The sequence below is a fragment of the Marinobacter flavimaris genome (assembly GCF_045057155.1).
Taxonomy (GTDB): Bacteria; Pseudomonadota; Gammaproteobacteria; order Pseudomonadales; family Oleiphilaceae; genus Marinobacter; species Marinobacter manganoxydans.
This window is the reverse complement of record NZ_CP171359.1, coordinates 2,829,151-2,855,291: the sequence shown is the minus strand read 5'-3', so window position 1 is coordinate 2,855,291 and position 26,141 is coordinate 2,829,151. Positions and strand designations below refer to the sequence as shown.

Genomic DNA, 26,141 nt, shown 5'->3' with positions numbered 1-26,141 from the left:
CAGTATGGCTGAAGTAACGGTAAAACAACTGGCCGAAGATGTAGGCGCTCCCGTGGATCGTTTGCTGAAGCAGATTGTGGAGGCTGGCCTGAAAGCCCGCTCCGAGAATGATTCTGTCTCCAGCGATGAGAAGCAGCAGTTGCTGGCCTATTTGAGAAAGACCCACGGTGAGGCCGACGCCGAACCGCGCAAGATTACCCTGAAGCGCAAGACCACTACGACGCTCAAGGCCGGCAAGGCAAAGACCGTCAATGTTGAGGTTCGCAAGCGCCGTACTTACATCAAACGGGCGGAATTGCAGCCTGAGGCTGAAGCGCCGAAACCGGAAGAGCCGGTAGCTGAGCAGCAGCCGGAGCAGGCACCGGTGGAAGAGGCGCCAAAGGTAGCGGCCGAGCAGGCCCAGCAGCCGGAAGCAGAGAAGCCCGCAGAGGCAGCGACTGCAGAGCAGCCGGAGCAGGCAGAGAAGGCCGAGCCGAAGAAAGAGCCGGAGCCTGAGCCCGAGCCGGTTCCCGCTCCGGAAGATATGCCGATGCCTCCGCCCGAGGGCGATGGCAAGGACCGCAAGCCGAAGAAAAAGAAAGAAAAAGTTCGCGAGCGCGGCGACGAGATCGAAGAGGGCAAGCCGAAGAAGAAGCAGGCAGGCCATCGTGGTCCTCGCAGTCGTCCGGTGGAAGAGCCGCTGGTTATCTCCGAGGATGAGGAAGAGACCACGCTGCGCAAGCCGCTGCGTGCGAAAAAGAAACCCAAAGAGAAGCGTCATGCTTTCGAGAGGCCGACCAAACCAATGGTCAGAGAAGTAGAGATTCCGGAAACGATATCTGTCGGTGACCTTGCCCAGCGTATGGCAGTCAAATCGGCTGATGTTATCAAGACCCTGATGGGCATGGGCGTCATGGCCACCATCAACCAGGCACTGGACCAGGAAACTGCCGTTCTGGTGACCGAGGAATTGGGTCATAAAGCCAAGACCGTCAGCGACGATGCGTTCGAGGAAGAGGTTCTGAGCGAATTCTCCTTCGAGGGCGGCGAAAAGACCAAGCGGGCTCCGGTTGTGAGCGTGATGGGTCATGTTGACCACGGTAAGACCTCCCTGCTGGACTACATCCGCCGTACCAAGGTGGCCTCCGGTGAGTCTGGTGGTATTACCCAGCACATTGGTGCTTATCACGTAGAAACGGATCACGGCATGGTGTCCTTCCTGGATACCCCGGGCCACGCGGCCTTTACCGCCATGCGTGCCCGCGGTGCCCAGTGCACGGATATCGTTGTCCTGGTTGTTGCCGCCGATGACGGCGTGATGCCACAGACCAAGGAAGCCGTCCAGCACGCGCGCTCCGCCGGGGTGCCGATCGTTGTTGCCATCAACAAGATGGACAAGGAAGAGGCCGATCCCGATCGCGTCAAGACCGAGTTGGCGGGCATGGAAGTCATTCCGGAAGACTGGGGCGGTGACGTTCAGTTCGTGCCTGTTTCAGCACACACCGGTGAGGGCATTGAAGATCTGCTGGAAGCGCTGCTGCTTCAGGCAGAAGTGCTCGAGCTTGAGGCGGCAACCGATGCGCCTGCCAAAGGCGTGGTCGTCGAATCCAGCCTTGAGCGTGGCCGCGGTTCCGTTGCGACTGTCCTGGTACAGAACGGTACCCTGCGTCAGGGCGACATGGTTGTAGCCGGTTCCTACTTCGGTAAGGTCCGGGCGATGACCGATGAAGCCGGCAAGCAGGTCAAGGAAGCAGGCCCGTCTATTCCGGTCGAGATCCTCGGTCTGAACGGTACACCGGATGCCGGTGACGAGTTCTTCGCCGTTGCCGACGAGAAGAAGGCCAAAGAGCTGGCCGAGTTCCGTCAGAGCCGTGAGCGGGAGCAGCGTCTCCAGCGTCAGCAGGCCGCCAAGCTTGAGAACCTGTTCGAGAACATGGGCAAGGACGAGGTCAAAACCCTCAATGTTGTGCTCAAGACCGACGTTCGGGGTTCGCTGGAAGCCATCACCAAGGCCTTGCAGGACTTGGGTAACGATGAGGTTCAGGTCAAGATCGTGTCGTCCGGTGTTGGCGGTATTGCCGAGACCGACGTCAGTCTGGCCATGGCAACCAATGCGGTAATCTTCGGTTTCAACGTCCGTGCCGACACAGCGTCCAAGCGCCTGGTTGAGCAGGAAGGTCTGGACCTGCGCTACTACAGCATCATCTATAACCTGATTGATGATGTGAAAGCAGCCCTGACTGGCATGCTGGCACCGGAATTCCGCGAAGATATTGTTGGCATCGCCGACGTGCGTGATGTGTTCCGTTCGCCGAAGTTTGGTCAGGTGGCCGGTTGCATGGTTACTGAAGGCACGGTTTACCGTAACAAGCCGATCCGGGTTCTGCGGGACAACGTGGTTATCTTTGAAGGCGAGCTGGAATCCCTGCGTCGCTTCAAGGACGACGTACCTGAAGTCCGTAACGGCATGGAATGCGGTATTGGCGTTAAGGGTTACGACGTGAAAGTCGGCGACCAGATCGAGGTCTTCGATCGCGTCCGGGTCGAGCGCAAGCTTGAGTCCACCGGCGCGTGATGCGCCCGATTTTGAAGGAAGCCTGATGCCAAGAGAGTTCAGTCGTATTGATCGCATCGGCGATCAGATGCAACGGGAACTGGCCCAGCTCATCCAGCGGGAAGTCAAAGACCCGCGGGTGGGTATGGTCACGGTCAACGCAGTCAAGGTCAGTCGTGATCTTGGCTACGCCGATATCTATGTTTCCCTGCTTTCCACCGAAGAACTGACGGAAGAGTCTCCGGAGGTCCGGGAATCGATTGCGGTGCTCAACAAAGCCTCGGGCTTTCTGCGGGGCCAGGTAGGTCGCGCAATGAAGCTGCGGGTTGTGCCACAGCTGCGTTTCCACTTCGATACGCTGCAGGGATACAGCCGCAAGATGGATAGCCTCATTCGGGAAGCGGTCGGCGACAAGCCGGCCGTTGACCGCACCGACGATGATCAGGATGACCCGGAGCGTAACGCTTGAGCCGCAGACGCAAAGGCCGTGACGTTAACGGTATCCTCGTTATCGACAAGCCGGCAGGTGTTACCTCCAACGGCATCCTGCAGCAGGTGAAGCGCCTGTTCGGGGCCGCCAAGGCGGGCCACACCGGTGCTCTTGATCCCCTGGCCACGGGCGTGCTGCCGCTGTGCTTCGGTGAGGCCACCAAGTTCTCCCAGATGATGCTCGACAGCGACAAGGCCTACATTGCCACCGCCCGGCTCGGAGTCCGAACCGAAACCGGTGACAGTGAGGGCGCCGTCGTTGCCGAGAAACCGGTACCGGCCGGTCTCACCGCGGAGGTGTTGGAGCCGTTACTTGACGGTTTCCGGGGTGATATCCAACAGGTTCCCTCCATGTACTCGGCGCTCAAGCACAAAGGGCGTCCGCTCTACGAATATGCTCGCGAAGGTATCGAGGTGGAACGTCCGGCAAGACCGGTGACCATTTACGAACTGACGCTCCTGGATATTCGCGAGAATGAACTGGATATCGCGGTCAGCTGCACCAAGGGTACGTACATTCGCTCACTGGTTGAGGATATCGGTGAAGCCCTGGGCTGCGGAGCCCATGTGACGGCGCTGCGCCGTACCATGGCTTCCGGGTTCACTCTGGCCGATGCCCATGCCGTGAGTGATCTGGAGGCGATGCGTGAGCGGGGTGAAAGCCTTGATGGTCTCCTCGTGGCACCGGATGCCGCGCTGTCCATGTTCCCCGAGCACCGTCTGGCGGGGCAGGCGCTGGTATCGATCTTGAACGGACAACCGGTTAGAATACCGGGTCAGGCTTACGACGGGTTCGTGCGTCTCTATGCGAATGAGAGCGCTAACGAAAGCTTCGTCGGGCTTGCAGAAGCATTCCCGGAAGGCGAGCAGACCAATCTGGTCCCACGCCGACTGGTGAAAAGCAGCGGAAAGCGTTAGGCGCGTCGCTGTCTAGCCGGGCTGTAGAGATGCGCGGTTCGGCCGTATTCGAAAGCATCGCAAACAATGAGGTGAGTTATGGCACTTTCTGCCAACGAGAAAGCACAGATCGTTAAGGATTTTCAGCAAGGTGATGGCGATACCGGTTCCCCTGAAGTTCAGGTGGCACTGCTGAGCGCGAACATCAACAAGCTGCAGGATCACTTCAAGGCCAACAAGCAGGATCACCATTCCCGCCGCGGCCTGATCCGGATGGTAAACCAGCGTCGTAAGCTGCTGGATTACCTCAAGCGCAAGAACGCCGATCGTTACCTGGAGCTCATCCAGCGTCTGGGTCTGCGTCGCTAATCCGGGTCTTTACGACCTGAGGGCTGTGCCGGTACGTCCGGCGGCAGTCGTCAACCAGCAGTCCTCCTCGCGGGGACTGCTGGTTGTGTTTTTCTCCCACTGCAGTTGGATTGTCTGTGTGTTCGAAGGATTCCCTGTCGTAATGGAAAGCCGAAATTGATAGCAGGTTGTTGAAAAGCCCGGGCCTGGCGGCCTCCGGAACCGCCGCCTCCCAGACCGGGGTTTTGCAACAGCCTGTTAGCTTTCAGACGGGTTGCTCTTCAGACCACAGCACATCATCTGCAGAACTATGGTTTCGAGCGCAGGGGCGCCCGGAACGAATCAATCTGGAACAGATAGACCAGGAGTTTTTTGTGGATCTGAAACCTTTCAAGAAATCATTTGAGCTTGGCGGCAAAACCGTCACTCTGGAGACCGGCCGTATTGCCCGTCAGGCAACCGGTTCCGTACTGGTAACCGTGGATGATATTTCCGTTCTCGGCACCGTTGTTGGCGCCAAAGAAGCCAAGCCCGGCCAGCCGTTCTTCCCGCTGACCGTGAACTACTTCGAGAAGACCTACGCCGTGGGCAAAATCCCCGGTGGCTTCTTCAAGCGCGAAGGTCGTCCTTCCGAAAAGGAAACGCTGACCTCACGCCTGATCGACCGTCCGATTCGTCCGCTGTTCCCGAACGGCTTCATGAACGAAGTTCAGGTCATCACCACGGTCATGTCCTCCAGCAAGAACCAGGACCCGGATATTGCCGCGATGCTGGCGGCGTCTGCCGCTCTGTCCATCTCCGGTATTCCGTTCGATGGCCCCATCGGTGCGTCCCGCGTGGGTTACACCAACGAGCGCGGTTACTTCCTGAACCCGACGTTTGAAGAACTGCAGACCTCCCTGCTGGATATGGTCGTTGCCGGTACTGAAGACGCGGTTCTGATGGTTGAATCCGAAGCCAAAGGCCTGACCGAAGACCAGATGCTGGGCGGCGTGCTTTATGGTCATCAGGAAATGCAGACAGCGGTTACCGCCATCAAGGAATTTGCTGCTGAAATCGGCAAGCCCCGTTGGGACTGGCAGCCGGCCGCCGAGAACACCGAGCTGCTGAATGCCATCAAGGCCGACTTTGCCGGTGCTATCGAGGAAGCCTACGGCATCCGTGACAAGATGGCCCGCTACGAGCGGCTTGGCGAAGTAAAAGCCGCTGCCGTTGAGAAACTGGCCGGTGAAGAGGAAGGCCAACCTTCCGAAGACGAAGTCAAAAAGTACTTCGGCAAGATCGAGAAGAGTGTGGTTCGCCAGCAGGTCATTGATGGCAAGCCGCGAATCGATGGTCGTGACAACAAGACTGTCCGTCCGATCGAAATTGAAGTGGGTGTTCTGCCCAGCGTACACGGTTCCGCCCTGTTTACCCGTGGCGAGACCCAGGCCATCGTGACCACCACTCTGGGTACGTCCCGTGATGTGCAGATCATTGATGCTCTGGAAGGCGAGCGCAAGGACCCGTTCCTGTTCCACTACAACTTCCCTCCGTACTCCGTGGGTGAAGCTGGCCGTGTAGGCACCCCGGGCCGCCGCGAAGTTGGTCACGGTCGTCTGGCCAAGCGTGGTGTTCTGGCTGTTATGCCGACACTGGAAGAATTCCCGTACGCGATCCGTGCGGTTTCCGAGATCACCGAGTCCAACGGTTCCAGCTCCATGGCCTCTGTCTGTGGTTCCAGCCTGGCGCTGATGGACGCGGGTGTACCCATCAAGGCACCGGTTGCCGGTATCGCCATGGGTCTGGTCAAGGAAGGCGACAAGTTCGCGGTTCTGACTGATATCCTGGGTGACGAAGATCACCTGGGCGACATGGACTTCAAGGTGGCCGGTACCCAGGAGGGCGTGACCGCCCTGCAGATGGATATCAAGATCAACGGCATCACCGACGAGATCATGGAAATCGCTCTCGAGCAGGCTCACGCTGCGCGTCTGCATATCCTGGGCGAGATGAACAAGGTGATCTCCGAGCCGCGTGCCGAGCTGTCTGCCCGTGCGCCGAGCATCACCACCATCAAGATCAATCCGGAGAAAATCCGCGACGTTATCGGTAAGGGCGGTTCTGTTATCCGCGCGATCTGTGACGAGACCGGCGCCTCCATCGATCTGGATGATGATGGCAACGTGAAGATCTACGCCGACAACCAGGAAGCTGCCCAGGCGGCGGTTAACCGGGTCAAGGAAATCACGGCCGAGATCGAAGTGGGTGCTATCTACAAGGGCCGCGTAGAGCGCATTGTAGACTTCGGTGCCTTCGTTAACATCCTGCCTGGCAAGGATGGTCTGGTGCACATTTCCCAGATCTCTGATCGCCGCATCGAGAACGTGACTGACGAGCTGAGCGAAGGTCAGGAAGTTCTGGTGAAGGTGCTGGATGTGGACAACCGTGGTCGCGTGAAGCTGTCCATGAAGGAAATCAAGGAAGGCGATCAGCCGACCGATTTCTCTGCCTGATCGTTTTCGGGCTTGATAAAAACCCGCCTTTCCTCTGGATTGGCGGGTTTTTTCTTGCGCTTGGCTTGGTTGCAAGCGGCTGTTGGGTTTCCCTTTTCAAAAGACGCTACGAGCACATCCATGTGCGCTTGTTTCGGGCCGTCCTTGGCCCTCAACACTTTTGAAAAGGGAAACCCAACAGCCGCCCACACTCTATCGCCCAGCATTCATGAAGCGAAGCACCTCTCTCCGGTACCCGGGAATAACAAACGTCGCCCCGTGAGGCGTATCCGTCTGCAAGAACTCTTTGGGCTCCTGTGCTGCCTCAAACAGCGCCTCTCCATGATGAAAGGGAATAATCCCGTCTCGAACGCTGTGGATTACCATCACCTGCACCGGACTGATCCTAGGAATATGATCCACACCTTCGTAGTCGTCGGGTATGGTCCAGCTTAGCGGGATCTGCAACGGCCAGGTAAGCCAGAACCCACCTAATTTCTCCCGGGCGATCTTGCGAAAGCCGGAGAAGGTACCATCCAGGATTACACCGTCCAGCCGGGGCTGTTCCTCCCTCTGAGTCCATTCACTGGCCAGGGCGATTCCGAGACCGCCGCCGAGGCTCTGGCCGAGGATGTATAGGGGGCGGTCGGTCACGTCAGGTTTTTTGGCCAGCCAGCGCAGGCCGGTTTCCACGTCGTGCAGCGCGCCTTCGATGTCCGGGTCACCGGTGGATTTGCCGTAGCCCCGGTAGTCGATGGTAAAGACGTTGTAGCCTCTCTCGGGCAGCCACGCTACGTTGAGGATGTGGCTGCTGACGTTCTGGGCGTTGCCATGCAGGAAATAGACTGTGCCCCTGGCGTTGTTCTCAGGGGCTTCTGCGGGCAGCCACCAGCCATGGAGGGTTTCGCCGTCGGCCGTGTCGAGGTAGATGTCTTCGTATTCGAGGTTCAGTCGGTCCGGGGTGATGTAAGTCACCCGATCCGGGTAAAAGAAAACGCTGCTGCAACCGGATAGCAGCAGAAGCGCAACCAGAAGCCCGCTTAACCGGGCCGTGGTGGCAGTCAGAAATACGCGTGGATTCCGGCGTGCCATAGGCTTTGATACCTGTCGTAGTGGTCTTCCCGGGTGAACTCGGCAAACAGACTGAACTCGCGGCCGATGTGCCAGTTGGCTTTGGCGTAAAGCTGATCCTGGCGGTGTTGGCTGCTAACGATCCAGGCCTTGGTTTTGGCACCGGCGAGCAGGCTGAACTGGTTGTTCTGATGGAGCAGGCCGATGTCGGCGCCCGGGGCAGCATCGTAGCCTCGGCGCAGGTCGTCGTCGATCTCCAGGTCGGCGGTGGCGATGGCAAAGGCCTGGGTCTGGTTGCCAAGTCGCCAGCTGCCGCCAGCTCCGCCCTCGAGGTAGGGCGTCAGGACCCGATCGTTGCCAGTATCCGTGCGGCGGCCACCAAAACCTACCTGCCAGGACAGTGGCGAGAAAAAGGCGTTCCGCGGGCTCAGGGAGCGGATTTCCACGCCGGTAAGCTGTTCCAGTTGAAGTTCGTCGTTGTCGGTATACAGGCGCGCGTCGAGTCGGAGGAACTGCAGCTGGGCACCGGTACGGTAGCCGGCCGGCGGGTCCAGCACATCGTGGTAGGCCGGGCGCAGGGTCAACTGGGTAAATTCCCTGTGTGCCTGCTGGCCTGCTCCGAGGCTCAGGCGGAAGGTGTCGTGGCCCTGATCATCCCGAACTACCGGTTCTGGTGGTTCCTCGGGCGGTGCGACGTCGCTGATCTGGCTGCGCTCTCTCAACAGGTCATGGGAGAGTGGTGCGGTGATTTCACGGGGCCAACCGTCGGCCTCGCTCTTGTATCGAACATAATCGTAGGTGGCATCCAGAACATGTGCTCGTTGCTCGGCTGGCAGTGACTTCACTTCGCTACCATCAGCGGCTACATATCCGTTGGCGACGGCTGCCGCAAGGGTCTGTTGATCGTCGGGCAGGCTAGAGAGACTGTAGGCCACCGACGTGGCAGCCGAGGGGCGGTAGTAGACTTCGCTGACCAGATCCTTGTCGACCACCCAGCGAACCGTGTCCGACGGAATGGCGTGAGTGCTTACTTCCCCCAAAAGGTCCGTGCCCGGGCGGGCAATGTCTATCAGCGCCAACAGGCGATAGGCGCAGTTTTCATCGAAGAAGTAATAATCAAAATTCCGATCCCGTATTTCCCAGGCGTGGGCAATCATCAGGTCCACTTCATCCTGGGTAAGGTTCAGTTTGTACTCCCACAGGTCACGATGTTCGATGTCGGAGTAAAGCCGAATTTTCTCGTAGTACGGCTGGACCGTAGTGATGCCGGGATAGCCGCCGAAAATGCCCTTGTACGCGAACAGCAGTTCACTGTCGTGGGCGGCGGCATCAGCGGCATAGGAGATTGTGTTGGCCAGCAGCAGGTTGGTTTCGTCGTCATCCTGGGGTGGGTCCAGGCGCAGAAACGTGTGGCCGAACATGGAAGACGGGCTGTTGAGGTAAGAGGCGGCAAACACCAGGGTCACCGTCTCGGTGTTCAATGTTTCCGACCATTCCTGGAAGCCGGGACACTCGATTTCCGGTAGCGACAGATCGAGTTGCTGACTGAGCCAGGTCGCCCGTGCCGGGAAGCGGCAGAGGGCGTGGTCGTCGCCTTCCCCGTCTATCTGGATAGCATCCAGGGTGGCTTTGAGCTCTGCCCGGGGGGAGTGCTTGCCATTTTCGCTCAGGAAAAAGGCCGGATCATCGGCCTGGCTGGTATATCCGCTACCAAACCTGTCGGGTTGATAATGAATGAGTGTGAGCCAGGCAGGGTCGAGATGGAGCTCGGTTGCGTGTTCAGGCGAATTGGCCTGGGTCGGCAGGCTGACTGCAAGCCAGATCAGGGCTGGCCCAATGCGAAGCATGTTGCCCATGGGTTGGTGCTGCATCCGGGGTTGAACAGGGTAGAGAATGGAACGATGCGCCGTCCCTGGCGCATGAGAGTCCCTTCAAGGAGCCTGGATCAGGCTGCTACGTATTTGCTGAGTGACTCGTTTTGCTCCAGGAGCGCGACGATGGCGTCCACGGCTTCGCCGGAGGTGGTGTCAGAGTCCGGGAAAATGGTGGCAAAGTTGTCCTGCAGCACCTTGCGGAACGCATCGCGATCCGCTTCGTCAACACCCAGAAGTACTGCCAGGGTGTCCAGGTTCTCGCCGGAACCGCGGGACATGTCCCGGGCCACCTTGTCGATGTTGCTGTCCATGTACATGGCCATGGACTGAACAGACTGGTTGGTCTGGCAGCCAAGGGTACCTGTGGTCATACCAAACGTCTGGTTACCAAAGGTACCGTTGGTGGTTGCAGCGAGTACGTGGGGGGCAATGCCGGATTGTCCTTTCCAGATCATGGCACCGACGCCACAGCCCGGTTGGGCAAAGGCCATGGAAGAGGCACCAAGAAGAATTGCACCTGCGATCAGTTTTTTCATTATCCACTCCTTCCTGTGGTTTAAAGCTGTCGTCGCAATACACAATGCTGCTCCTGACGTGGAGCAGCATTGCGAAAACGGCCCTGACTGGTCTTGTGGAGACAGGTTGACCGTTGATCTGAGTATAGTTGAAATCCAGCCAACGCAAGTTTAAAGATTGGTGAGTATTTGATTTAGCCCAAAAAAAAACCGGAGCAGCGTGCATGCTCCGGTTTTATGCTTCGAGGCAAGGATCCAGGATCAGCCGCCCAGATAGGCGTTCTGGACATCCGGGTTGTTGAGCAGATTCTTGCCCGTGTCGTGCAGGCGAATCTTTCCGGTTTCCAGCACGTAACCCCGGTCTGCCAGGTTGAGGGCCTGGTGGGCGTTCTGCTCGACGAGGAAAACCGTAATGCCTTCCTCGCGAAGCTGGCCGATGATCTCGAAGATCTGCTTGATAATCAGCGGTGCCAGGCCCAGTGATGGTTCATCAAGGATGATCATCTCTGGCCTGCTCATCAGGGCCCGCCCGATAGCCAGCATTTGCTGCTCGCCGCCGGACATGGTGCCGGCACGCTGATGTTCACGTTCCTTGAGGCGCGGGAAGAGCTCGTAGACGTGCTCCTGGCTCTTGCGGATTTCGGCCTTGGTGTTGAAGAAACCACCCATGTGGAGGTTTTCCTCCACGGTCAGGCCCGAGAACACCCGACGCCCCTCCGGAACAATGGCGATGCCGGAGCGCATGATCTGCGCCGTGGATTCGTTGGTGATTTCCCGGCCCTCCAGGAAAATGCGTCCTGAACTGGCCCGGGGGTTACCGCAGACGGTCATCAGCAGCGTGGTCTTGCCGGCGCCGTTGGCGCCGATCAGCGAGACGATCTCACCCTTTTTGACTTCGACAGACACCCCGTGCAAGGCCTCGATCTTGCCGTAGTGGGTATGGACATCTTCTAGTACTAACATGTGTTTACCTCAGGCCTCGCCCAGATAGGCTTTGATCACGTCGTCGTTCTGGCGGATTTCTTCCGGTGTGCCACTGGCCAGGGGGCGGCCCTGGTTGATGACGTTGATGCGGTCGGAAATATCCATTACCAGGCTCATGTCGTGCTCAATCAGCACTACGGAAACGTTGTAGTCCTCTTTCAGGCTGATGATCAGCTGGTTGAGTTCCTTGGTTTCCGCCGGGTTGAGGCCGGCTGCCGGCTCGTCGAGCATTAACAGCTTGGGCTCGGTGACCATGCAGCGGGCAATCTCCAGACGCCGTTGCTGACCGTAGGCGAGGTTGCCGGCTTCCCGGTTGGCCAGATCCAGCAGGCCAACCCGATCCAGCCAGTAGGCGGCCCGATCCAGGGATTTCTGCTCTTTGGTCCGGTAACTGGGGGTTTTGATCAGGCCCGAAATCAGGTTGGTGTTCAGGTGGCGGTGTTGAGCCACCAGCAGGTTTTCCACCACGGTCATCTGGCTGAACAGGCGGACATGCTGGAAGGTGCGCACCATGCCGAGCCGGGAGATCTTGTAGTCAGGTTTGCCCTGTACTTCGCTACCTTCAAACAGGATCTTGCCGCCGGTGGGCTTGTAAAAGCCGCTCATGCAGTTGAATACGGTGGTTTTCCCGGCCCCGTTGGGGCCGATGATGGACACAATCTCGTGTTCCTGAACGTCCAGAGACACTTCGTCTACCGCCAGCAGGCCGCCAAAGCGCATGGACAGATTCTGTACTTCAAGCATCGTCTGTCACTCCTGCCTTTTCAGTTCAATATGAATGCGGCGCATGGGCATCAGGCCCTGCGGACGCCAGACCATCATCAGCACCATGGCGGCACCGAAGATCAGCATGCGGTATTCGGAGAACTCACGGGCCAGTTCCGGCAGGATGGTGACAGCGATTGCTGCCAGTACCACGCCGATCTGGGAACCCATGCCGCCGAGAACCACGATCGCCAGGATGATGGCAGACTCCAGGAAGACAAACGATTCCGGGCTGATGAAGCCCTGCTTGGAGGCGAACACAGTGCCGGCGAAACCGGCAAAGAAGGCGCCAATGGTAAAGGCGGACAGCTTCACTGCGGTGCGGCTGAGACCCAGGGAGCGGGCAGCGATCTCGTCTTCCCGCAGTGCTTCCCAGGCCCGGCCCACGGGCATCCGCATGAATCGACGGATTACGAGCGCGGTGAATACCGCCAGAACCAGGGCAATGAGGTACAGGAAGATAACCTTGTGTTCACCGCTGTAGGCGATGCCGAAGGTTTCGTGGAACGAGGTGTTGCCTTCTTCCTTCACCCGGCGCCCGAATTCCATGCCGAACAGGGTTGGATCGGGGATGCCACCAATGCCGTTGGGGCCACCAGTCAGCGTCGTCCAGTTGTTCAGAAGTATCCGGATGATCTCGCCAAACCCGAGGGTTACGATGGCCAGATAATCCCCCCGCAACCGGAGTACCGGAAAGCCCAACACCAGACCGAACAGGGCGGCAAGCAGAGCACCGATAGGCAGCGCCAGCCAGAACGAAATGCCGGTGTACTGGGAGAGCAGGGCAAAGGTGTAGGCGCCCACGGCGTAGAACGCCACATAGCCAAGGTCCAGCAGCCCGGCCAGGCCAACCACCACGTTCAGGCCAAGGGCCAGCATGATGTAGATCAGCACCAGGGTCGCCAGATCCACCGCACCGCGGGACACGAAGAAGGGCCAGAATAGTGCAAGAACCACGATGCCGGTCAGTACCCAGGACTCAATCTTTGCCCGACGGTTTTCCGCCATCGGCTCTTTGTTGGATTGGGGCAGAGGATGGGGAATGCTCTTCAGGCCTCCCATGATCTGTTCCCGGAACATCTGGAACAGGAATACGATCACTGCCGCGAGCAATACCATCACGATGGTGGTGGCATCGGCGCCGGTCAGGGTCACGTTGATGCCCTGGGCCTCAAGATTGAACCCAATGATCGGGTAGGAAATGATCAGTGTAATGAACGCGCAGAAAAGTGCGTGTCTGAAATTGTTAGCAGCCATCAGATCTTCTCAACCTCCGGTTTGCCGAGCAGGCCGGTGGGTTTGAACAGCAGAATCAGAATCAGCAGGCTGAATGAGATCACATCCTTGTACTCACCGCTGAGGTAGCCGGAGGTCATGCTCTCTGCCACGCCCAATATCAGTCCTCCCAGCATCGCGCCGGGTATGCTGCCAATGCCGCCAAGTACCGCTGCGGTAAAGGCTTTCAAGCCGGCAATGAAGCCGAACAGAGGATCAACCGAACCGTAGTACATGCCCAGAAGCAGGCCGGCAACGGCTGCCAGTGCCGCACCGATCACAAAGGTTGCCGAGATGATCCGGTTGGTGTCGATGCCCAGCAGGTTGGCCATACCCAGGTCCTGTGACACGGCCCGGCAGGCGCGGCCAGTCCGTGAACGGGAAATAAACAGGGACAGGGCTGTCATACAGATCAGTGTGGTGATGAAGATGGTGATCTGCATATAGGACAGGGACATCTGGAAACCGTCACCGGAACCGAAGTTGAAACCACCGTCAATCAGGGCCGGGAAACCAATGTTGCGGGATCCCTGTGCCAGGTGAACGTAGTTCTGCAGGAAGATGGACATGCCGATGGCGGAGATCAGCGGGATCAGGCGGTGACGCCCCCGCACGGGCCGGTAGGCCACCCGTTCCACTGCCCAGCCCATGGAGCTGGAGACGATCATGGCACACAGCAGTGCGACGATCAGTATCAGTGGCAACCAGGCAATGCCAAGAGCGGCGAGGCCGGTAATGGCAATCAGCGCCGTGTAGGCACCGATCATATAGATTTCACCATGGGCAAAGTTGATCATGCCGATGATGCCGTAAACCATCGTGTAGCCGATGGCGATCAGGGCGTAAGTGCTCCCGATCGTCAGCCCGTTGATGAGCTGCTGTGAGAAATAAAGGAGGTCTTGCATTGTTATGGGACTCCGAAAGCCTGCTCCCTCCGCTACCACACCCCGTGTCCGGGATATCCGGGCAGGAAGTGGGGGAGGATCAACAGGAGCCTAGAAAAACACCTTCTCCCGGATCGCGGTGAGAAGGTGTTCTCATGATTACCGTTTGTTAACGATTTTGGCTTAGTTTACCGGAGTTTTGCTTCCATCTGAATGCCATTCGTACACAACAAACTCGAATGACTTCATGTCGCCGGCCTTGTCGTATTCAACGGTGCCGATCGGAGTCTGGAAGGTGCCTTCGCGCAGCGCAGCGGCAACATCGAACGGATCGGTGGAGTCGGCCGCTTCAATACCTTCTGCCACCAGTTGAACCGCGGTGTAGGAGGTCAGAACGAACGGACCGGAAGGATCCTCGCCTTTGTCCTGGAACGCCTTCACGAGCGCCTGGTTTTCAGCTTTCTGATCGAATGCCGGTGGCAGGGTTACCAGGAGGCCTTCGGCTGCTTCGCCGGCGATAGTATTGATGTCCTTGTTACCCACGCCCTCTGGGCCCATGAAACGGGCATCCAGACCAGCGGAGTCAGCCTGGCGCAGGATCAGACCCAGCTCCGGGTGGTAACCGCCGTAGTAAACGTAGTCCACATCAGCTTGCTTGAGCTTGGTGACCAGTGATGAGAAGTCCTTGTCACCGGCGGTGATGCCTTCGAACATGGCGATTTCAACGCCAGCGTCCTTCAGGGTGTCACGAACCGCGGTGGCAATACCTTCACCGTACTGCTGCTTGTCGTGAACGATGGCCACGCGCTCAGGACTCTGTGAGGCGATGTAGTTGGCGGCAACCGGGCCCTGCATGCTGTCGAGGCCGATCGTACGGAACACCAGTTCATAGCCACGCTCGGTAATTTCCGGGCTGGTGGAAGCCGGCGTCACCATCAGGATGCCTTCATCTTCGTAGATGTCAGATGCGGGCTGGGTAGAGCTGGAGCACAGGTGGCCGATTACAAAACGAACGCCATCGTTGACCAGGCTGTTGGCAACCGTTACGGCCTGCTTCGGGTCACACACGTCGTCGTATTCAACGGCAACGAGCTCTTCGCCCATGACACCGCCATTGGCGTTGATCTGCTCGATCGCCATGCGGGCGCCAGAGAATTGCATGTCACCATACTGGGCAACGGGGCCAGTCATGGGGCCGGCGATACCGATCTGGATTTCTGCGGCGGCGTGGCCGGCACCCATCAGGGCGACGGAAGTACTAACAGCGGTTACGAGTTTTTTTACTGAAGTTCTCATTGAGTCTGTCCTGTTTTATTTCAGGGTTATTCTTGTGTTCTCAGAGAGTTAAAAAAACACCACACCTCACTGCTTGTCAAGCAGATGGCTCTGGAGTTTGCTCCGGAACACGGGCCAGTCTGCAAAGGCAAAACCCGTGCCGCTCTGAACGTTGTCACGCGTCCCTGCCGTCTTCTTCATCCTCTGAGACCAGCACCCGGAAGCTCTCATGTTCGCGGAGCTGATCAAAACTCACGTCTACGGAAGCATCGTCGCGGTATGCCTCGGAAATTTCAATAGCTTTCTTCAAGGTGCTTACTGCGTCCTCCCAGCGGCCGATTTCCGCATAGGCGCATGCCAGCTGATAGTGCGCGTGGCCATTATCCGGTGCAAGCTTCAGCGCGCGTTGGCAGAGACTGATGGCCCACAACGGTTCCTGCATTTCCAGGACAGCGTCGGCCTTGTAACTCAGAGCTTCCACATCATCCGGGCGAAGATCCAGAATCTGGTCGTAGGCGGAAATCTTGTTCTGCTGTGAGGTTTCCTGGCTGGCTTTCAGCCACAGGGAATGCACTTCGTTGGTGCGCTCGATCTCGGCCTGGTTCTGGTGAATGATGTCGGATTTCTGCTTGAGCTGGTCCTCGATGAACTCGAGCCGTTGCTCATACTCGATCACCAGCTCGTTGACCCGTTTTTCGGCCAGACTGGTCAGCTGATTGCGCATGTCCCGGATGGAGTTCCAGCCGATCACCACGAGAATGGAGGTGGCGCCGGCGATCAAGTAAAAGAAGTAGGTAACGGTATCGGTGGCATAGGACATGGTTTTGTCGGCAACGGACAGTTCCTTGTCTACCACCTTTTCGATCAGTTCTGCGCGGGTGTTCTGCATTTCTTTGCGCAACGCTTTGCTCTCTTCTAACAGGTAAAGCTCGATAAAAGGGGTATACATCGGCTTTTCCAGAGTCTTGATGCTCTCTCTCAGGTCTTCTGAGGTGAGTTCTCCCTCTGGCCCCAGTTTATCCTGGGCGAAGAGGGTACCGGCGAACGTCGTCATCAAAAGAAAAGGCAGGAAATACTTGATCATCGGGCGCATTCCGTCCGTCTGTCGTAAGTGGAACAAGTGGGAAACCTTAGCATAGTGGAAGGCCGAAGAAATGCCGGGAATCTCCCTGACTTGCAATCATGGGTGCAAAGACCTCTAATAGTTAGGGGTATAAAGAAATTCCCATGACCGAATCGGAGTATTGCTGTGAACAGTTATGAAGATGTACTGGTAGCTCTCAGGCGGGTTATCCGGGCGACGGACCTTCATTCGAAGCGTCTCAGCAAGCATGCCGGGCTCACGGGGCCCCAGCTGCTGATCATGAGAACGATTCGGGATCTGGGCGAGGTGACTATCGGCACCATTGCGGAAAAGGTCAGTCTCAGCCAGGCGACGGTAACCACCATCCTGGATCGCCTCGAGCATCGGAAACTGGTTTATCGGGTACGCAGCACCCAGGACAAACGTAAGGTTCACGCGCACCTGACCGAGGAAGGTGCAGATCTTCTGGCCCGGGCGCCCAATCCGTTGCAGGAGGATTTCATTCAGAAATTCCAGAGCCTGGCAGAATGGGAGCAAACGATGATCCTGGCTTCGCTTCAGCGGGTGGCCAACATGATGGATGCGGATGATATTGATGCATCACCGGTGCTAACCGTTGGGTCGGTTCTGAAGGATGACGGGTGGAAGGAGAAAGCCTGACCTCAATGAGCCAGGCTTTCTCCTGCCATTAGTGCACCGAAGACCCTTTCCTCGGCTTATTGGCGAAGCACACCTGGAAAACATCGCTGTAATGCTTGGCAAAGTTCACCGCCAGGCCTTCCTTCAGGTACTGCGGCAGCTCCTCATAATCCCCCCGATTGGCTTCCGGCAGGATCAGGTTACTGATTTTCTGCCGACGCGCCGCAATGACCTTCTCTCGAATGCCGCCTACCGGCAGCACCTGTCCGGTCAGGGTGAGCTCTCCGGTCATGGCGATGTTTTGTTGTGGCGCCTCTCCGCGTGCGATCGACAGCAGGGCGGTGGCCATCGTGACACCGGCGCTGGGGCCATCCTTCGGCGTGGCGCCTTCGGGCACGTGCAAGTGCACGAAGGACTTGTCGAAGAACGTCGGGTCGCCTTTGAAGCGCTTGAGGTTTGAGGACACATAGCTGTAGGCGATTTCTGCGGACTCTTTCATGACATCACCCAGCTGGCCCGTCAGTTTAAAGCCGCGTTGTGCGCTGTGAATCCTGGAGGCCTCGATGCTCAGGGTGGCTCCGCCCATGGCGGTCCAGGCCAGGCCAGTGACAACGCCGGTGCCTTTCAGGGATTTCTCTTTCTTGAACGAAGGCTGCCCCAGATAACTCTGCAGATCCGACACGCCCACCTTGACCGGCTGGTCCGGGTTTTCCAGCAGCTTCACGATCCCCTTGCGGAGTATCTTGTGCAGGAGTTTTTCCAGGCTCCGCACGCCGGCCTCTCGCGCATAGCCCTCAATAACCTGCTTGATCGCTGCGTCCGTGATGTTGAGCTGCTTTTTCAGCAGCCCAGCCCGCTTCAGCAGTCTGGGAAGCAGGAAGTGCTTGGCGATGGCCAGTTTCTCTTCCGCGATATAGCCGGACAGACGAATGACATCCATGCGGTCCAGCAGCGGCCGCGGAATCGTGTCCAGCTGGTTCGCGGTGCAGATGAACAGAACCTTTGAGAGGTCCATGCGGACATCCAGATAGTGGTCCAGGAAGTCGCGGTTCTGTTCAGGGTCCAGTGTCTCCAGCAGGGCAGAGGCCGGGTCGCCCTGGAAGGACGCACCGATCTTGTCGATTTCATCCAACATGATGACCGGGTTCGCCACTTTTGAATCTTTCAGTGCCTGGACAAACTTGCCTGGCATGGCGCCGATATAAGTGCGGCGATGGCCTTTGATTTCAGCTTCGTCCCGCATGCCGCCAACGCTGAAGCGATAGAACTTCCGCCCCAGTGCATCCGCCACGGAATGGCCGATCGATGTCTTGCCAACGCCCGGTGGGCCTACCAGCAAGAGGATCGAACCGCTGACCTCGCCCTTGATCGTTCCTTCCGCCAGAAATTCGATGATTCGGTCTTTCACATCGTCGAGGCCGTCGTGATCGCGGTCGAGTATCCGCCTTGCTTCGGCCAGATCGAAGTGATCTTCCGAGTGAACGCCCCAGGGAACCTGGGTCAGCCAGTCCAGATAGTTACGGGTAACGCCATATTCCGGGGAGCCCTGTTCCAGCACCTGCAGTTTTTCGAGTTCATCCCGGAAACGCTCCTGCACAGCCTCGGGCGGTTGCAGCTCTGCCATGCGCTGCTCGAAACGCTCCACGTCTGCGGTCTTGTCGTCCTTGGCCATGCCCAGCTCACGCTGGATGACCTTGAGTTGTTCCTTCAGGAAGAACTCGCGCTGGTGCTTCTGCACCTTGGCGTTAACCTCCTCGCTGATTTCCGACTGCAGCCGAGCGACTTCCTGTTCCTTGCGCATCAGGAGCAGGACCTTTTCCATGCGGCGGAGCAGGGGAACGGTGTCCAGCACATCCTGCAATTCGTTACCCGGAGCGCTGGTCATCGAGGCGCCAAAGTCGGCAAGCGGAGAACTGTCATCCGGCCCGAACCGGGACAGGTACTGTTTTACCTCCTCGCCGTACAGCGGATTGGTGCGCAGCAGCTCCTTGATCGCGCTGATAATGGCCAGGGTGTAGGCCTTGAGTTCGTCTGCCTCTTCTTCCGGTTCTGCCGGATATTCCACTTCAACCAGGTAAGGCGGTTTGCGGCGCAACCACTGGACAATCCGAAAGCGTTGAAGCCCCTGGGCGATGAATTGAACCTTGCCGCTTTCATTCTGGGCATGATGTACGCGCACGGCGCAGCCGACGGTCTCCAGCTGTTCGCTGGCAGGAACGCCTGCCTCCGCATCCTCTTCTTCCACAAAACAGATACCCATGACCTTGTGGTCGGTTTCGCCGACCCGCTTCAGGGTTTCCTGCCACGGATTCTGGTTGACCACCACAGGCTGCACCTGGGCCGGGAAAAACGGACGGTTCGAAACCGGCAGCACGTACATGCGCCGGGGCATCATCTGCTGGGGCAGGGCAAGGCTCTTGCTGTGCTCGTCCTTGCCGATATATTCGGTCACGTCCTCTTCGAATTCCTCTAGTGAATCGTTTTGCGTCTCATCATTCATGCCGCGAGTATCCATCCGGAAAGGTTGTGAATCTGCCCGGGACGGGCTGCTGCGTCGTTGCCCCGGGGCGTTGCTTATTAGCTATGTAACGGCAGATACGGTGATTTCAAGGAGTTGGGTTGGCGCTGTTGGCGCTTGAATTTCCGGGAGTTGGCCCCATGTCTCTGGCAGTTTCCGATGATTCATACGACTTTTCAGGTGCCTTGCATGAGCAACTCTCCGTATATTTTTGACGCTACCATGGAAAACTTTCAGCAGAAGGTGATGGAAGCCTCTGCCAGCACACCCGTTCTGGTCGATGTCTGGGCTGAGTGGTGCGCTCCGTGCAAGCAGTTGATGCCCTTGCTGGAAAAGCTCGCTGAGGATTACCAGGGCGCGTTCATGCTCGCCAAGGTGAACGCGGACGAGCAAGAGCAGCTTACCTCCAGCCTTGGTGTGCGCAGTCTGCCAACGGTCATTCTGGTCAAGAATGGCCAGGCGGTGGATGGATTTAACGGTGCGCTGCCGGAAAACGAAATCCGCAAGGTTCTGGACAAGCATGTTGAAGCGCCAAAGGAGGATCCGTATGACAAGGCCCATCGGATCTGGGAAGAGGGCGATGTTGAGGGAGCGCTGGCCATCCTGTCGCAGATGAACCAGGAGGATCCCGAGAACCTGAAGGTACTGATTGATCTTGCCCAGCTGAAAGCGGAGATGGGTGATCTTGAGACGGCTGAACAGGTACTGGAAAGCCTTCCGCCGGAGGAGAAGATGCAGCACCAGGCAAAGCAGTTGGCGGCCCGCCTGAAGTTTCTCCGGCAGTCTGCCGAGCTGCCACCGATCAAGGATCTCGAAATGGCGCTGGAGCAGGATCCCAAAGACCCGAACGCTCTGCATCAGTTGGCGCTCCACCACGTATTACAGGAGAACAACGCCGAGGCCATGGATCTTCTGATCCGTTTGATGCAGGTGGACAGTAAATACAAGGACGAAGTGGCCAAGACAACGCTGATCGAGCTGTTCGACAAGCTGGGTAACAATAACCCGGATGTGCGGACCTATCGGCGAAAGCTCTATACCCTGATGCACTGATTAGGTTGCTCGGGGAGATCAGAACCCGAGGTTGAATCCGGGGCCGGGTGAATGTCTTCATCCGGCCCTCGTTCAAGCAAACACAATGCTTAAGCTCCCACCCCAGCCAGACAATTGCGAACTCTGCGAACGCCCGGTTGCCAGGCTCACCCGGCACCACCTTATCCCCAAGCACCTGCATCGGAAGAAGCGCTTCCAGAAACTGTTCACCAAAGAAGATCTGATCACCCGAACCCTGTGGGTGTGCAGGCCGTGTCATAACGCCATTCATAAAGCTCGCTCGGAATACGAACTGGGTCTGTACTTCAACACCCGGGAAAAGCTGCTGCAGCTGGAGGAGTTGCGGACGTTTGTTGAGTGGCTCAGGGACAAGCCAGAGGGGTTTGTGCCCAAGTTTGTGAGGCAAAAATAACGAACCTGATCCAATGACTAATAGATGCAGTATTCATAGGCTCATTTATTGGGAGAGGTCATTATGCGTAGTCGAAAAGATGATCGTCGAATTCAGCGATTTCTGGCTTTGAGCGCCCTTATTCTTCTCACTCCATGGATCCTCATTGCCGGCTTGCTGGCGATGGAGAACGTCCAGGATGGGGTTCTGGGTAATGGTGGTCTGCAGGTAGCGTTGATTGGCATTATCGGGGCTGTGTTCGGAGCCCTGGTCTTTTGGGTTATTCCCAACTGGAAAGCGCGTCGTTCCAATCGCTGAAAAGCAAAGCGGCCCCGTCACTGGGGCCGCTTTTTATCACGCCAGGGCCGGCCTTTAGCCGTTGCCCCTCTTCATGGCTTCATACTCATCTTCAAAGAAGAACTTCTCTTCGCCAAAGGCCGGTTCCAGCTCGTGTAGCCAGGTGGCCGTCTCGCTGTACTTGGCGAAGAACGGGCGCTGAACCCAGTCCGGATTACGACCCTGCAGGAAGCGCAGGACGAACACCTTCTCGCCGTTGATTTCAGTTATACCCTGAATCTCCACCTTGCCGGGGCCGGCGCTCATGGAGGGGCCGCGGGCGGTCCGGGCCAGGCCGCTGACCTTTTTCATGGCTTCCCGATAGATGTGGAAGGCTTCGGCGAGAGGTACTTCAAAGTAGTTTTTGGCACCGGTGTCCCGCTCTACAAACATGTAGTAGGGGATGATGCCCAGCTGCACTTCCTTCTTCCACAGTTTTGCCCAGGCGTCGGCATCGTCGTTGACGTGCTTGATCAGCGGGCCCTGGGCTCGGATCTCGGCGCCGGTGGCGCGGATACGTCGGATGGCCTCTTCGGCGATCTCGGTGGTGATTTCCTGCCAGTGGTTGTAGTGGGCCATGATGGCCACGTGCTTGCCGGCGTCCACGAGACGAGCGAACAGATCGATCAGCTCATCCGCATCCTTGTCGGTCACAAAGCGGTAGGGCCAGAAGGTGAGGGCCTTGGTGCCGATGCGGATGGTCTGGATGTGGTCGAACTCGGGCTGCAGCAGTGGCTCGAGATACTGCACCAGGTTCTTGGTTTTCATGACCATTGGATCACCACCGGTCACCAACAGGTCGGTTACCTCGGTGTGCTCCTGCAGGTAGCCGTGGAGCTTCTCGGCTTCGGTGCTGGCCATTTTCAGGTCCTTGTCACCGACAAACTGTGCCCAGCGGAAACAGAAGGTGCAGTAAGAGTGGCAGGTCTGACCCTGGGCCGGGAAAAACAGCACTGTTTCGCGGTACTTGTGCTGAACGCCGTCCAGCACCTCACCGTCGAGCTCCGGCATGTTCATTTCCATCTGGCCTGCCGGGTGCGGGTTCAGTTCATCCCGGATTTCCTTGGCAACCGCCTGGATCTCTTTTTTGTCGGCACCTTCCCGGTGCATTGTTGCCATGCGCTCGTAATGCTCTTCTTTCAACATGCCTTTCTGGGGGAAGACAAGCTGATAGATCGGGTCGTTGGGAACCTTGTCCCAGTTGATCAGTTCATTGATCACATATTCGTTGACCCGGAACGGTAGCACGCTGGCTACCACCTTCATTTCAAACAGCGTCTCCTCAGGGAGATTCTGAATAACTTCAATCTTGTCGAGCTGGCGGTCTGTGTAGACCTTGAAACGCCGTTCCTCGAACTCGGTAGTGGGAATCCGGTTCGGAAAGGTGACGATGGAGTTCATAGATCGCCCTCTGTTGGTGCCAATGACGGAAAAAGTGGTCCGACCACTTTTCGGTGGTTAAAAATCAGGCAGGCGAGTATACATAAACGGGGGATTATTTTCAGGTCTAATTAAAAAGTTCCGGTAAATTAGATGGGTAGAAGAGTTGAAGGCTCAGAATATTCAACAAAAATCGCTAACGGCGGCGAATGTGTAGCGAATTGCGGCGAGGATATCGTTTAGCGTGGTAATCAATTTTCCGGTTGATAAGAATGCTACGACATTGGTCGCAGTCTGGTTGTCTGATGGTCCAAAAACGGTCATTCTTCCGTAAGTAACCGCAAAGAGCGCCCCTGAAATGGATTTGGATAGGGTGTAAATTGAATTTAGCGTTAAAAATGTAGTAAAAAGACGACAAAATGGGTTGGCTGATCCGCGCGCTTCATCGGCATACCGATCATTCGTGGGGCCAAAAGCCCGTAAATCGGGTGCGATCGGGCAGGAAAAGTGTGAAAGCTGTTCTATGCTTTGTACAGGTTCTGTGTACTGGGAGCCGGTACACCTGTCAGGCTGACATACCCACAACAAAACACTGCATTTCATCGCAGCTTATCGACACCGCAACGCGCCCGGCTGCTGATCGTGGCGGCGCTGCACTTTTTGATGCCAAGGGGAGGGTTTGATGTACCAGGACGATGATCCCATTGAAACCAGTGAATGGCTGGACGCGCTGGAATCTCTGATCGAGAACGAAGGCGTAGACCGGGCCAAATACATTCTTGAGAGGCTCTCTGAACGGGCGAGCCGTGACGGAACCGAACTGCCATATTCCATTACCACGCCATTCCGGAACAGTATTCCTGTGTCCCAGCAGGCGCCGATGCCCGGCGACCTCTTCATGGAGCGCCGTATTCGCTCCCTGATCCGCTGGAATGCCATGGCCATGGTTATGCGCGCCAACCAGCGTCCCGGAGATCTTGGCGGCCATGTCTCCTCGTTCTCGTCGGCTGCGACCCTCTACGATGTTGGCTTTAACTACTTCTTCCATGGTGGCGACGAAAAGCGCGAATCCGATCTGGTTTATTTCCAGGGGCACTCATCTCCGGGCATCTATGCACGTTCCTATCTTGAAGGCCGGTTCGATGAAAAAGATCTCGACAAGTACCGCGAAGAGGTAGATGGCACCGGCCTTTCGTCTTACCCGCACCCCTGGTTGATGCCGGATTACTGGCAGTTCCCCACGGTTTCCATGGGTCTGGGCCCGATTCAGGCCATTTATCAGGCCCACGTAATGAAGTACCTGGACAGCCGGGAGCTCATCGAGATGGGCGATCGCAAGGTCTGGTGCTTTGTCGGTGACGGCGAGTGTGACGAGCCGGAAACCCTGGGGTCTATCTCCATGGCCGGCCGGGAAAACCTCAGCAACCTGATCTTTGTGGTTAACTGCAACCTTCAGCGTCTGGACGGCCCAGTCCGTGGTAATGGCAAGATTATCCAGGAACTTGAGGGTGTCTTCCGCGGTGCCGGCTGGAACGTGTTGAAGGTCGTTTGGGGTCGCCACTGGGATCCCCTGTTCGAGAGGGACAAAGAAGGGAAGATGCAGCGCGTCATGGACGAGGTCTGTGACGGCGACCTTCAGAACTTCAAGAGTAATGGCCCGGCCTATACCCGTAAGAATTTCTTCGGCAAGTACCCCGAAACAGCCAAGCTCGTTGAGGACCTGTCGGATGAGGAGATCAACAAGCTCAACCGGGGTGGCCATGATCCTTACAAGATCTATGCAGCCTTCCATCATGCCATCAATAAGAACGGTGGGCGTCCGACCGTCATACTGGCTCATACCATCAAAGGCTATGGCTTTGGTGAGGCCGGCGAGGCGCAGAATACCGCTCACTCTCTGAAGAAGCTCGATATCGAGCAGCTTAAATCGTTCCGCGACCGCTTTGCAGTGCCGCTGAAGGATGAGGAGCTCAAGGACGTTCCCTACTACCGGCCAGCGCCGGATAGCCCGGAAATCGTCTACATGAAGAAGCGCCGGCAGGAATTGGGTGGTTTCTATCCCAAGCGCCGCAAGGATTGCCAGCCGCTGCAGATTCCTGATCTGGACATCTTCAAAGCGGTACTGGAGGGCTCCGGCGACCGGAAGATCTCCACCACCATGGCCTTCGTCCGTATCCTGACAGCTCTGACCAAGGACAAGCGCATCGGCAAGCGTGTGGTACCCATCGTGCCCGACGAAGCCCGTACCTTCGGTATGGAAGGCATGTTCCGTCAGCTCGGCATCTACACCGCCGAGGGCCAGAAGTATGTGCCGGAAGACCGTGACCAGATCATGTACTACCGGGAAGACAAGAAAGGCCAGATTCTTGAGGAAGGCATCAACGAAGACGGCTCCATGGCAGCGTGGATGGCGGCAGCGACCTCCTACAGCACCAACAACTTCCCGTTGATTCCGTTCTACATCTTCTATTCCATGTTCGGTTTCCAGCGGGTTGGCGATCTGGCGTGGGCATCCGGTGACATCCAGGCCCGTGGTTTCCTGATCGGCGGTACCGCCGGCCGGACCACCCTGAACGGCGAAGGCCTGCAGCACCAGGACGGCCACAGTCACGTGCTGGCCAACACCATTCCGAACTGTAAAGCCTACGATCCGGCTTATGGTTATGAAATGGCGGTCGTGCTCCGCAAGGGTATGAAGGAGATGTTCGAGGACAACCAGAACGTCTTCTACTACCTGACCATCGAAAACGAGAACTACGAACAGCCTGCCATGCCCAAGGATTGCGAAGACGGCATTATCAAGGGCATGTACAAGTTCGAGTCTGTTGAAACCAAGGGCAACAAGAAGACGCCTCGGGTTCAGTTGCTTGGTGCGGGCGCTATCCTCAACGAGGTGCGCGCTGCCGCCCAGATGCTGAAAGACGACTGGGGTGTTGCCTCCGATGTGTGGAGTGTTACCAGCTTCAACGAGCTCGCCCGTGAGGGCCTGCACGTAGAGCGCTGGAACCGCCTGCACCCAGATGACAAGCCGAAGAAGGCGTATGTTACCCAGTGTCTGGAGAAGCAGACCGGGCCAGTGGTTTCTTCCACCGATTACATCAAGCTGCACTCCGAGCAGCTCCGGGCGTTCATCCCGAAAACCTTCCTGACCCTGGGCACCGACGGCTTTGGCCGCAGCGACACCCGGGAAAAGCTGCGCAGCTTCTTTGAAGTCGACCGTTACTACGTAACAGTCACGGCGCTGTCAGCTCTGGCCAAGGACGGTGAGGTGAAGAACGATGTGGTTCTCGAAGCCATGCGCAAGTACGGAATCGATCGCAACAAAACGAACCCGGTGCTGAGCTAAGGAGACCGCC

General features: G+C 57.4%; 22 protein-coding genes. 10 read left to right on the top strand and 12 right to left on the bottom strand.

From position 1 onward, the window contains the following. The first annotated feature begins 4 nt into the window (after positions 1–4). From infB to pnp, 5 genes are all read left to right on the top strand, one after another. A complete protein-coding gene (infB, locus tag ACGK9W_RS13490) occupies positions 5–2,554 on the top strand; it encodes a translation initiation factor IF-2 (RefSeq protein WP_092033276.1) in 2,550 nt (849 codons plus the stop codon). Positions 2,555–2,579: 25 nt separating this feature from the next. After that, positions 2,580–3,002: a 30S ribosome-binding factor RbfA gene (rbfA, locus tag ACGK9W_RS13485; protein WP_008171536.1), complete on the top strand. Its 423-nt coding sequence runs from the start codon at positions 2,580–2,582 to the stop codon at positions 3,000–3,002. After that, positions 2,999–3,940 (top strand): tRNA pseudouridine(55) synthase TruB, encoded by a 942-nt coding sequence (truB, locus tag ACGK9W_RS13480; protein WP_014578291.1) that lies wholly within the window; start codon positions 2,999–3,001, stop codon positions 3,938–3,940. The genes rbfA and truB overlap by 4 nt, the downstream gene beginning before the upstream one ends. Before the next feature lie 78 nt (positions 3,941–4,018). After that, on the top strand, positions 4,019–4,288 hold the full coding sequence (gene rpsO / locus ACGK9W_RS13475) for a 30S ribosomal protein S15 (RefSeq protein WP_008171539.1): 270 nt from the start codon (positions 4,019–4,021) through the stop codon (positions 4,286–4,288). A gap of 359 nt (positions 4,289–4,647) precedes the next feature. After that, complete coding sequence (gene pnp / locus ACGK9W_RS13470; protein WP_227497770.1) at positions 4,648–6,762, top strand: polyribonucleotide nucleotidyltransferase; 2,115 nt, start codon at positions 4,648–4,650, stop codon at positions 6,760–6,762. Here the strand turns inward: pnp and ACGK9W_RS13465 are convergent. The 10 genes from ACGK9W_RS13465 to ACGK9W_RS13420 all read right to left on the bottom strand — a co-directional run bounded on the left by ACGK9W_RS13465 (position 6,738) and on the right by ACGK9W_RS13420 (position 16,468). Next, positions 6,738–6,968 (bottom strand): hypothetical protein, encoded by a 231-nt coding sequence (locus ACGK9W_RS13465; protein ID WP_008171543.1) that lies wholly within the window; start codon positions 6,966–6,968, stop codon positions 6,738–6,740. The two genes, pnp and ACGK9W_RS13465, sit on opposite strands and share 25 nt — an antisense overlap. Then, on the bottom strand, positions 6,955–7,833 hold the full coding sequence (locus ACGK9W_RS13460; RefSeq protein WP_008171545.1) for an alpha/beta hydrolase: 879 nt from the start codon (positions 7,831–7,833) through the stop codon (positions 6,955–6,957). The genes ACGK9W_RS13465 and ACGK9W_RS13460 overlap by 14 nt, the downstream gene beginning before the upstream one ends. Next, on the bottom strand, positions 7,803–9,668 hold the full coding sequence (locus tag ACGK9W_RS13455; RefSeq protein ID WP_405417146.1) for a DUF4105 domain-containing protein: 1,866 nt from the start codon (positions 9,666–9,668) through the stop codon (positions 7,803–7,805). The genes ACGK9W_RS13460 and ACGK9W_RS13455 overlap by 31 nt, the downstream gene beginning before the upstream one ends. 89 nt (positions 9,669–9,757) lie before the next feature. Next, positions 9,758–10,222, bottom strand: coding sequence for a DUF3015 domain-containing protein (locus tag ACGK9W_RS13450; RefSeq protein ID WP_008171548.1), 465 nt, complete (start codon positions 10,220–10,222; stop codon positions 9,758–9,760). Positions 10,223–10,462: 240 nt separating this feature from the next. Next, on the bottom strand, positions 10,463–11,164 hold the full coding sequence (locus ACGK9W_RS13445) for an ABC transporter ATP-binding protein (protein WP_008171549.1): 702 nt from the start codon (positions 11,162–11,164) through the stop codon (positions 10,463–10,465). A 9-nt stretch (positions 11,165–11,173) separates the two neighbouring features. Continuing rightward, a complete protein-coding gene (gene livG, locus ACGK9W_RS13440; RefSeq protein ID WP_405417144.1) occupies positions 11,174–11,929 on the bottom strand; it encodes a high-affinity branched-chain amino acid ABC transporter ATP-binding protein LivG in 756 nt (251 codons plus the stop codon). A 6-nt stretch (positions 11,930–11,935) separates the two neighbouring features. Continuing rightward, positions 11,936–13,207: a high-affinity branched-chain amino acid ABC transporter permease LivM gene (locus ACGK9W_RS13435; RefSeq protein WP_108017896.1), complete on the bottom strand. Its 1,272-nt coding sequence runs from the start codon at positions 13,205–13,207 to the stop codon at positions 11,936–11,938. Then, the gene (gene livH, locus ACGK9W_RS13430) at positions 13,207–14,130 is read right to left on the bottom strand and encodes a high-affinity branched-chain amino acid ABC transporter permease LivH (RefSeq protein ID WP_014578284.1); all 924 of its coding nucleotides are present in this window, start codon (positions 14,128–14,130) and stop codon (positions 13,207–13,209) included. Before livH ends, ACGK9W_RS13435 begins: the two co-directional genes overlap by 1 nt. Positions 14,131–14,292: 162 nt before the next feature. Then, on the bottom strand, positions 14,293–15,405 hold the full coding sequence (locus ACGK9W_RS13425) for a branched-chain amino acid ABC transporter substrate-binding protein (protein WP_053113032.1): 1,113 nt from the start codon (positions 15,403–15,405) through the stop codon (positions 14,293–14,295). A 154-nt stretch (positions 15,406–15,559) separates the two neighbouring features. Further along, entirely contained in the window at positions 15,560–16,468 is a 909-nt protein-coding gene (locus ACGK9W_RS13420; protein WP_053113031.1) for a TPR end-of-group domain-containing protein, read from the bottom strand. 165 nt (positions 16,469–16,633) lie between these two features. Between ACGK9W_RS13420 and ACGK9W_RS13415 the strand changes: the two genes are divergently transcribed. After that, positions 16,634–17,128 carry a MarR family winged helix-turn-helix transcriptional regulator gene (locus tag ACGK9W_RS13415; protein ID WP_008171562.1) on the top strand — a complete coding sequence of 165 codons (495 nt, stop codon included), beginning with the start codon at positions 16,634–16,636 and terminating at the stop codon, positions 17,126–17,128. 28 nt (positions 17,129–17,156) lie between these two features. On the opposite strand, the gene lon is transcribed toward ACGK9W_RS13415, so the two are convergent. Next, on the bottom strand, positions 17,157–19,607 hold the full coding sequence (gene lon, locus ACGK9W_RS13410; protein WP_273045361.1) for an endopeptidase La: 2,451 nt from the start codon (positions 19,605–19,607) through the stop codon (positions 17,157–17,159). 207 nt (positions 19,608–19,814) lie between these two features. On the opposite strand from lon, the gene trxA reads away from it, so the two are divergent. The 3 genes from trxA (at position 19,815) to ACGK9W_RS13395 (ending at position 21,387) form a co-directional block, all read left to right on the top strand. After that, a complete protein-coding gene (gene trxA, locus ACGK9W_RS13405) occupies positions 19,815–20,678 on the top strand; it encodes a thioredoxin (RefSeq protein ID WP_014578279.1) in 864 nt (287 codons plus the stop codon). Positions 20,679–20,763: 85 nt separating this feature from the next. Further along, entirely contained in the window at positions 20,764–21,090 is a 327-nt protein-coding gene (locus tag ACGK9W_RS13400) for a hypothetical protein (RefSeq protein WP_014578278.1), read from the top strand. 63 nt (positions 21,091–21,153) lie between these two features. Beyond that, positions 21,154–21,387, top strand: a complete 234-nt coding sequence (locus ACGK9W_RS13395) for a hypothetical protein (protein ID WP_014578277.1) — start codon at positions 21,154–21,156, stop codon at positions 21,385–21,387. A gap of 54 nt (positions 21,388–21,441) precedes the next feature. Here ACGK9W_RS13395 and ACGK9W_RS13390 read toward each other — a convergent pair whose 3' ends face one another. Next, positions 21,442–22,806, bottom strand: a complete 1,365-nt coding sequence (locus ACGK9W_RS13390; RefSeq protein ID WP_053113029.1) for a KamA family radical SAM protein — start codon at positions 22,804–22,806, stop codon at positions 21,442–21,444. A gap of 661 nt (positions 22,807–23,467) precedes the next feature. On the opposite strand from ACGK9W_RS13390, the gene aceE reads away from it, so the two are divergent. Beyond that, positions 23,468–26,131, top strand: a complete 2,664-nt coding sequence (gene aceE / locus ACGK9W_RS13385; protein ID WP_053113028.1) for a pyruvate dehydrogenase (acetyl-transferring), homodimeric type — start codon at positions 23,468–23,470, stop codon at positions 26,129–26,131. The last annotated feature ends 10 nt before the right edge of the window (positions 26,132–26,141 follow it).

Excerpts from the sequence above, each read along its gene's own strand:
- rpsO (WP_008171539.1), top strand. The coding sequence starts at position 4,019 with ATGGCACTTTCTGCCAACGAGAAAGCACAGATCGTTAAGGATTTTCAG.
- ACGK9W_RS13390 (WP_053113029.1), bottom strand. The coding sequence starts at position 22,806 with ATGAACTCCATCGTCACCTTTCCGAACCGGATTCCCACTACCGAGTTC.
- ACGK9W_RS13395 (WP_014578277.1), top strand. The coding sequence starts at position 21,154 with ATGCGTAGTCGAAAAGATGATCGTCGAATTCAGCGATTTCTGGCTTTG.
- ACGK9W_RS13455 (WP_405417146.1), bottom strand. The coding sequence starts at position 9,668 with ATGGGCAACATGCTTCGCATTGGGCCAGCCCTGATCTGGCTTGCAGTC.
- trxA (WP_014578279.1), top strand. The coding sequence starts at position 19,815 with ATGAGCAACTCTCCGTATATTTTTGACGCTACCATGGAAAACTTTCAG.
- livH (WP_014578284.1), bottom strand. The coding sequence starts at position 14,130 with ATGCAAGACCTCCTTTATTTCTCACAGCAGCTCATCAACGGGCTGACG.
- ACGK9W_RS13435 (WP_108017896.1), bottom strand. The coding sequence starts at position 13,207 with ATGGCTGCTAACAATTTCAGACACGCACTTTTCTGCGCGTTCATTACA.
- livG (WP_405417144.1), bottom strand. The coding sequence starts at position 11,929 with ATGCTTGAAGTACAGAATCTGTCCATGCGCTTTGGCGGCCTGCTGGCG.
- ACGK9W_RS13420 (WP_053113031.1), bottom strand. The coding sequence starts at position 16,468 with ATGATCAAGTATTTCCTGCCTTTTCTTTTGATGACGACGTTCGCCGGT.
- lon (WP_273045361.1), bottom strand. The coding sequence starts at position 19,607 with ATGAATGATGAGACGCAAAACGATTCACTAGAGGAATTCGAAGAGGAC.
- infB (WP_092033276.1), top strand. The coding sequence starts at position 5 with ATGGCTGAAGTAACGGTAAAACAACTGGCCGAAGATGTAGGCGCTCCC.
- aceE (WP_053113028.1), top strand. The coding sequence starts at position 23,468 with ATGTACCAGGACGATGATCCCATTGAAACCAGTGAATGGCTGGACGCG.
- ACGK9W_RS13425 (WP_053113032.1), bottom strand. The coding sequence starts at position 15,405 with ATGAGAACTTCAGTAAAAAAACTCGTAACCGCTGTTAGTACTTCCGTC.
- ACGK9W_RS13445 (WP_008171549.1), bottom strand. The coding sequence starts at position 11,164 with ATGTTAGTACTAGAAGATGTCCATACCCACTACGGCAAGATCGAGGCC.
- rbfA (WP_008171536.1), top strand. The coding sequence starts at position 2,580 with ATGCCAAGAGAGTTCAGTCGTATTGATCGCATCGGCGATCAGATGCAA.
- ACGK9W_RS13465 (WP_008171543.1), bottom strand. The coding sequence starts at position 6,968 with ATGCTGGGCGATAGAGTGTGGGCGGCTGTTGGGTTTCCCTTTTCAAAA.
- ACGK9W_RS13460 (WP_008171545.1), bottom strand. The coding sequence starts at position 7,833 with ATGGCACGCCGGAATCCACGCGTATTTCTGACTGCCACCACGGCCCGG.
- ACGK9W_RS13450 (WP_008171548.1), bottom strand. The coding sequence starts at position 10,222 with ATGAAAAAACTGATCGCAGGTGCAATTCTTCTTGGTGCCTCTTCCATG.
- ACGK9W_RS13400 (WP_014578278.1), top strand. The coding sequence starts at position 20,764 with ATGCTTAAGCTCCCACCCCAGCCAGACAATTGCGAACTCTGCGAACGC.